This is a genomic window from Neisseria sp. HMSC065D04, from assembly GCF_001815675.1.
In the GTDB taxonomy this organism is placed as follows: Bacteria; Pseudomonadota; Gammaproteobacteria; order Burkholderiales; family Neisseriaceae; genus Neisseria.
Genome location: NZ_KV821467.1, coordinates 1 through 8,001, shown reverse-complemented (window position 1 = coordinate 8,001; position 8,001 = coordinate 1). Strand labels below are relative to the sequence as shown.

The following is an 8,001-nucleotide window of genomic DNA, read 5'->3' as shown; positions in this document are numbered from 1 at the left end:
AAATTTTAGTAACCCATGTTATTGCAAAGGTCTCCCACTATATTCAACCGTATTTATCCACAAATCTCCTAAAACAGAGAGGTCGTCTGAAAATTTTCAGACGACCCCTGCGCACAACGGACGCCAAAAACCGCGTATCCGACTGAATGGCAGATACGCGGTTTGAGATTTGAAGCACATATTCGGGTCTTGCTTCCTAACCGTGCAGACAATACAAAGTGCAAGCTTAATTGATGTCCAAACGTTCCATACGGTAGCGCATGGAGCGGAAGCTGATGCCCAAAAGCTTGGCTGCCTGAGTGCGGTTGTAACGGGTTTGCTGCAACGCTTGTTCGATAATGCCGCGCTCGATTTGGTCAAGGTAATCTTGAATCTGCATGGTGCGCGGGTCAAACGGCGGAAGCGGCTGGTGATCCAAATTTTCGCCTTTTCGTGTTTCGGAATCGGCGATGTCGTCAAGGCTGAGGTTTGGATGGTCGGTTTTGGGCGTCGTCGTGTTTTGGATTTGCAAATCATCCAACTGGATAACTTGTCCGACAGTCAGGGCGACGGCGCGTTCGAGGATGTTTTCGAGTTCACGGAAGTTGCCGGGATAGCTGTAATGCAACAGGGCTTCTTGCGCTTTGGGGCTGAGTTTGTAGGTCTGCGTACCGTGGCGGTGTTTATAAAGCAGGTACAAAATCAGCGCCCCCAAGTCTTCACGCATTTCGCGCAGGGGCGGCATATGCAGGGTAACGACGTTGAGGCGGTAATATAAGTCTTGGCGGAACGCGCCGCTGTCAACGAGGGCTTCAAGGTTCTTGTGGGTAGCGCAGATGATGCGGACATCGACGAAAGTTTCGCGGGCATCACCGATGCGGCGCACGGCTTTTTCTTGGATGGCACGCAGGAGTTTGACTTGCATGGCAAGCGGCAAGTCGGCAACTTCGTCGAGGAACAGCGTTCCGCCGTCGGCGTGTTGGAAGAAGCCGAGACGGTCTTGATCGGCGCCGGTAAAGCTGCCTTTTTTGTAGCCGAAGAACTCGCTTTCCATCAGGTTTTCAGGGATTGCGCCGCAGTTTACCGCGATAAAGGGCTTGTCGGCACGATCGGACAATTCGTGGATGGTACGCGCAGCCTGTTCTTTACCGGTACCCGATTCGCCGGAAATGTAAACGGGCACGCCGCTGCGGGCGAGGCGGCGGATTAGGTGGCGGACTTCGACCATTTGGGGCGAACTGCCGAGCAGCCGCGGCATATCTTCTTCGCCGCCCAATTCTGGAACGTCTTCGTTCGCACGCATGGCGATTTCGCCGGTGGCAAAGCGTTCTTTCATGGAACGCAGGCTTTCGGGTACGGAGACAGAACCGCTCAAGTCGCGTTTGGGCGGCTTGGGTGGGGTTTTGGGCTTGTTGAATGCGGCAGCGACGGGCGCGGACGGTTTTTCGGTTGGCGGCTGGGCAATTTCGTCGGTGCTGTTGGAAACAGAAACGGCGGATTTAACCAGCGAACGCAGTTGGGAAAGGGTAATCGGCTTTTGCAGGTAGTCGAACGCACCCGCATTAAGGGCTTCGACCGCCTGGTCGGCATTACCGAAGGCGGTAATGACGGCGACGGGGGTGTCGAGCATGAGTTCGTCTATGTATTGGACGACTTCGAGGCCGGAGCCGTCGGGCATCCGCATATCGGTCAAGACGAGGGAATAGTCGTTGTTGTCGAGCTTGTCTTTGGCATCTTCTACGCCGACGGCGGTCTGCACGCGCAGTCCCATCTTCATCAGCGTCATTTCCATCAAGTCACGGATGTCGGCCTCGTCGTCGACGACCAATACTGGGTCTTGCAGCTTACTCATTGTGTTCTCTCGGTAAAATCAGTTCGAATCCGTTCATTTCGGGGTGGTAATGGAGTTGACCCATATTGGCGTGTGCCAGTTCGCGGGCAACGTACAATCCCAATCCCGTACCTTGTTTTTCAGTGGTGTAGAACGGCTCGAAGAGATGGTTGCGGACTTCGGGCGAAATGCCTTTGCCGTTATCGGCAACGACGATGGAAATGTGCATCCTGCCGCTGGGGCGGATCAGGACGGTAATCGCGTTCTCGTCCTGACGGCTGTGCCGCCATGCGTTATTGCAGAGGTTCCACATGATTTGTTGGATGTGCATCACATCGGCGAGGACGGTAAGGTTGTTGCCGTCCATATTCATGCGCAGGCAGCCGATGGCTTCGGAATTGTTGAGCGTGAACTCTTGTTTGAAGTCGAGCCAGAATTTCATCAGGTTGATCGGCTCGCGGCTGATGTTATCGCGCTTGTTGAGCAGGGAGATGTCTTCCAACATTTTGTCGATGCGCTGGATGTTGCTGTCGATGATGCCGCAAAGCTTGGCTTTAACGGGATCGGGTTCGGCATCGTCATCACTTTCTTGCAGCAAATCGCTGGCATGACGGATGGCGGACATCGGATTGCGGATTTCGTGGGCGAGGTTCGCGGTAAGCTGTCCGAGCGAAGTGAGCTTGGTGGACATGGCTTCCGCTGCGACTTCGCGCAGCGAACGGACATACAGCATGAGCAGTTCCGTCTGTTCCTGAATCAGCGGGACGGCGCGGACGTGCATGGCGTGTTGGAAGATGTGGATATCGGTTTCAAACGGTTTGTCGGGATGATATTGCCAGCGTGTAACCAATTCGCCGAACACGACTTCCTGCTGGTCAACCACCAAACCGGGGAAATAGGTTTTTGCCTGTTTGTTGAAAAGCCAGACGCGCTGGGTACTGTCGATGACGATAACGGCTTCCTGCACGCGGTTGAGGACGAGGCGGTTCAACCCGCTGATGCGGCGGTAGGCAAGCTGATGGCGGCTGGCGGATTCGGTCGCCTGCTCCAGATAGCGGGCGGCGAACGAAGTCAGCATGGCAACGAGGTAACACGCGCCGCAGAGCAGGACCGTAGTAATCAGGGGCTGCGTATCCCAATCAAACGGATGCAGGCGGATGCTGCCGTCGAGCAGCAGATTGAAGAAGAACAGCATGGACGCGTAGCCTGCGTACAGCATGGGGTAATGTCCGTAGCTGAGGAGGCAGGACGTCGCGACGAAAGGAAGGACAAGGATGCCGAAGCCCGAATCGACTCCGCCGGCGATATACACCAGTATCATCATCATCGAAATATCGACGACTGCGCTGGCATTGGGCAAATCCAAAGTCTGCCATTGCCAGTCCGGACGGGCGACGGATAACAAGATGAGGAAAGAATACAGCGCTGCCCAGCTGTAAAATTCGACGGGAGGGAATGACATGCCGATATGGGTACCATTGCTGTAAACGCCGAAAGCATGCATGACCAACAGCGGCAGCACGATGGCAATGCGGGCAATATTGATTAAACCGGGTATCCGCTCGCTCAGGTTTCCCAGTTCCTGAAAGCCGGACTTACTCATATCCGCAACCCTTTTTGTTTATTTTTATCATTATTAGTACCTGTTTTTGAAATCGTTCTGCAATATTTCCGCAGACGGTCGTAAATATTTTTTTAATTTTGTCAGCATAACATAAAACGACCGTGTTTTCTAGGTTTTCAATGTGTTATCGTTTCCTCTGTTGCTTATTCGGAAGCTGCGGATAAGGTTTTCAGACGACCTGAGATGTCCAAAACCTTTCCTTTTTTGCCGCGTTTGCCCTCGATGTCGCAAATGCGCAATTTTTCCTGATGCGCCGCACCGCGCTTACCGACGGTTTCAACGATGAATTCCGCAGCCGTGGTTACGAGGACGTGTTCCAGCGATGCGCCGTCGGCCAGCGACATCAACTGCAAACCGCGCCCTTTGGGCATGACCTTGAGTTCGCCGATGGAAAACGCCAAGAGGCGGTGGTCGCTGCTTGCCAGTACGATTTTGCAATCGGGGTTGATGAGCGAGGAAGCATAGACGGCAATCGGCGGCAGGACGGTTTCGCCGCTGTCCACGGTCATCACCACTTTGCCCGCTTTCACGCGTCCGACCATGTCGCCCAGCTTGGCGATGAAGCCGTAACCACCGCTGCCTGAGAGCAGGTAGTGCTGCTCGGGCTGTCCGGTGAGCATGGCGACGGGTTTCGCGCCGTTTTGCAGCTCGATTAACGATGAAACCGGCACGCCATCGCCGCGTCCGCCGGGGATTTCGGCGGCATCGAGCGTGTAGGTTCTGCCCAATGAATCCAGGATGACGACAGGCAAAACAGTGCGGCCTTCAAGGATTTGTTTGAGGCGGTCGCCTTCTTTGAATGCGGTTTGGCTCAAATCGAGGTTGTGTCCGGCACGGCTGCGTATCCAGCCTTTTTCCGACAGAATCAGCGTGATGGGTTCATCGGCGGTGGTTTGTGTCAGCACCGCGCGTCCTGCTTCTTCCACCAGCGTGCGGCGCGCGTCGCCAAACTGCTTCATGTCCGCCTGCATATCTTTGATAATCAGCTTGCGTTTTTCGTTTTCGTCGCCCAAAAGAATATTCAGACGACCTTGTTCCTCGCGCAACTCGTTCAATTCTTTTTCGAGTTTGAAACCTTCCAAACGCGCCAACTGGCGCAGGCGGATTTCCAAAATATCTTCCGCTTGAATTTCGGTCAGCCCGAACGCCGCCATCAAATCGGCTTTCGGGTCGTCTGATTCGCGGATGACTTTAATCACTTCGTCGATGTGCAGAAAGACTTTCAGACGGCCTTCAAGGATGTGCAGCCGTTTTTCCACTTGGTTCAAACGGAATTTCAGACGACGTGTTACGGTCACGACGCGGAAATCCAACCATTCCTGCAAAATCGTTTTCAGGTTTTTCTGCGCGGGGCGGTTGTCCAGCCCCATCATCACCAAGTTCATGGACACATTGCCTTCCAGCGAAGTCTGCGCCATCAGCGTGTTGATGAAGGTATCCGTATCGATGCGGCTGGATTTCGGTTCGAACACCAGACGCACGGGATGTTCACCGTCGGACTCGTCACGCACGCGGTCGATTAAATCCAGCATCAGCTTTTTGGTGTTGAGCTGGTCTTGGTTGAGCTGCTTTTTACCCGCTTTCGGTTTCGGGTTGGTTTGCTCTTCGATTTCGGCAAGGATTTTGGCGGAATTGGCGTTCGGCGGCAGTTCGGTCACAATCATGCGCCATTGCCCGCGCGCCAGCTTCTCGATTTCGTAACGCGCACGCACGCGCACGCTGCCTTTGCCGGTTTCGTAAATCCGGCGCAATTCGTCCGCCGGCGTGATGATTTGACCGCCACCGGCAAAATCAGGCGCGGGGATGTATTGCATCAGGTCGACGGTTTCCAGCGTCGGCTTTTTCAACAGCGCAATCGCCGCCTGCGTGACTTCGTTCAAATTGTGCGACGGAATTTCGGTCGCCATGCCTACCGCGATGCCCGACGCGCCGTTGAGCAACACCATGGGCAGACGGGCGGGCAGGTGCAGCGGTTCGTCAAACGCGCCGTCGTAGTTCGGCACGAAATCCACCGTCCCCTGATTGATTTCGGACAACAGCAATTCCGCAATCGGCGTCAGCCGCGCTTCGGTGTAACGCATCGCCGCCGCCCCGTCGCCGTCGCGCGAACCGAAGTTGCCAATGCCGTCGATTAAGGGATAGCGCAAAGTAAAATCCTGCGCCATGCGCACCATCGCTTCATAGGCGGAACTGTCGCCGTGCGGGTGGTATTTACCCAAAATCTCGCCGACCACGCGCGCCGACTTCACCGGCTTCGCCCCCGCCGTCAAACCCATATCGCGCATGGCAAACAAAATGCGCCGCTGCACGGGCTTTTGGCCGTCTGAAACTTCAGGCAACGCGCGGCCTTTGACCACGCTCATGGCGTATTCGAGATAGGCACGTTCGGCGTACTGACCTAATAGCAGGTAGTCTTCGCCGACGGGGGATGGGACGGAAACGTGTTTGTTCATAAGGAAGCTGGAATGAAAGATAAAGGAAGGTATTGTAAAGGATAGCGAATGAAAATAAAAATGTCGGGGCATGGTTTCGCCGCGTATCTTTTTATTTTTGAATGGAATTGCTGACAATCTAAATGGATTTGAGGTCGTCTGAAATGTTTTCAGACGACCTCTATAAATATCATGCTACATTTCAAAAGCAGACATCAAGTCTTTTCACGTTCGTCCAGCAGCAAAAACACCATCAGCGACAGCAACATCAAAACCGTCGTCAACACCATTGCCCGCGCATAATTGTCCTCCCCTGCCCTACCCAGATACGAATAAATCAAAGTGGTCAGCGTCTGCCATTCGGGGCGCGACAAAAACAGCGTGGCGGCAAATTCGCCGATACAGGTTGCCGCCGCCAAAGTCAGACCGCGTCGCAAAGCAGGTTTCAATAATGGAGCGGTCACATACAAGGTCGTCTGAAAAGCATTTGCCCCCATGCCGCGCGCAGCCGACACATAATCTTCAGGCAAATCGTCCCAAGCCGCCAGCACATCTTTTGCCACAAACGGATACGCCAGCAGCGCATAAGTGGCAACCAACAAAGGCAGCGATGCCGTCCATTGCGGATAAAGCAGCAATATACCGGCGGCAATGCAGACAGGCGAAACCATAAACGGCAAAAACACCAAACCGCGTACCCACGCCACCCGTCGCGCAACCGCCGCATACATCACCCCCAGCACCACCGCCGTCAAAACCGCCATCCCCGAAAACCGCAGCGTATTCCATCCCGCCGCCAAGGTTTCCTGTTCCAACAACACACCCCAAGACCCGCCTGCCGATACCGCCAGAAAAACCACCGCCGCCAAAGGCAACAGGCAACACAGCAGCAAGATCATTAAAGAAAAAACCAGCAAAACACGTTCGCCGAAAGATTGCGGGCGATGCGGCAGCAACGCACGAACCGCCTTATCAGAAGCCGTTTGCCGGCTCAAATACGCATACAGCAGCCCCGCCAATGCTGTCACGCCCAACACCATCCACACCAAAACCGACGCCTGAGCCATATCCAGCTCATACATCACCAACTGATAAATCTCCACCTCGACCGTCGCATAACGGCTGCCGCCGAGCAACAAAGCCAGTCCGAAACCCGAAAAACAATACAAAAATACCAAACAAGCCCCACCCGCCAGCCAAGGGCGCAACACCGGCCATTCCACAAAACAAAACCGCTGCCAAGCCCCCGCACCCAGCGTCTGCGCCGACTGCAGCCTCGCCTGCGGCACCTGCAAAAAACCCTGATACGCCGCGCGCACCAACACAGGCAAGTTGAAAAAAACATTGCCGTAAAGCAACAAATACGGCGTATCCTGCCAGCCCCCCCACAACACACCGTTTGCCCCGAACAAAGCCAACACCCCCACCCCGACTACCAAAGTCGGCATCACAAACGGCAGCATCAAAAGCCGCAAAATCATCTCACTCCCGCGAAACGACAACCTCGCCAACGACCACCCCACCGGAATCCCAAGCAATAAAACCAGCACACAAGTGACCGCCGCCTGAACCACCGTCCAAACCAAGCGATGCTGCATATAATCATCAGCCAATACCAACGACCAAGCCGACCCGTCATAAGCCGCCATCGCCACTAATGGCGCAACCACCATCACCGCCAAGAAACCCAAAGGCAGCAGCGCAAGCAAAACAGTGGCAGGAAACAAACGAAACAGAGTTTTCATGGAACGGATAGGCAGGGTTTAAAACAGATATTGTAACGGATACGAAGCAAAGGTCGTCTGAAAAAGCAGACATGAGATGAACGCCATTAATAAAGAGGTCGTCTGAAAACTTTCATAGGCTTTCAACTCAATCTGTACCTACTCAACACATTACTTAAGAATCGCTTTATTCTTATTTAAATATTTTTTTATTTCCCTGATATTTTTTAATTTAAATTCTATTTTATGATCAGATATGCCATTAAATCCTGATGCGTTCTCACCCAAGATATGACTTGAAGGTATTAGTTTCAACTCACCATTTTCTTTGTTTTGATAAATTTTATATAAATAAATCATATAATCTTTGCCATCCAGTTGAGGGTAACAACAAAATTCCTCTGAAAATAG

General features: G+C 53.5%; 4 protein-coding genes and 1 pseudogene. All 5 read right to left on the bottom strand.

From position 1 onward, the window contains the following. Positions 1 to 226: 226 nt before the first annotated feature. Positions 227 to 1,831, bottom strand: a complete 1,605-nt coding sequence (locus HMPREF3050_RS00875; protein WP_070773140.1) for a sigma-54-dependent transcriptional regulator — start codon at positions 1,829 to 1,831, stop codon at positions 227 to 229. Beyond that, positions 1,824 to 3,413: a sensor histidine kinase gene (locus HMPREF3050_RS00870; protein WP_003765319.1), complete on the bottom strand. Its 1,590-nt coding sequence runs from the start codon at positions 3,411 to 3,413 to the stop codon at positions 1,824 to 1,826. The genes HMPREF3050_RS00875 and HMPREF3050_RS00870 overlap by 8 nt, the downstream gene beginning before the upstream one ends. Positions 3,414 to 3,577: 164 nt before the next feature. Then, complete coding sequence (parC, locus tag HMPREF3050_RS00865; protein WP_070773139.1) at positions 3,578 to 5,887, bottom strand: DNA topoisomerase IV subunit A; 2,310 nt, start codon at positions 5,885 to 5,887, stop codon at positions 3,578 to 3,580. A 194-nt stretch (positions 5,888 to 6,081) separates the two neighbouring features. Then, positions 6,082 to 7,611 carry an ABC transporter permease gene (locus HMPREF3050_RS00860; protein ID WP_070773138.1) on the bottom strand — a complete coding sequence of 510 codons (1,530 nt, stop codon included), beginning with the start codon at positions 7,609 to 7,611 and terminating at the stop codon, positions 6,082 to 6,084. A 150-nt stretch (positions 7,612 to 7,761) separates the two neighbouring features. Beyond that, positions 7,762 to 8,001, bottom strand: a pseudogene (locus HMPREF3050_RS00855) (hypothetical protein); the annotation flags it as partial.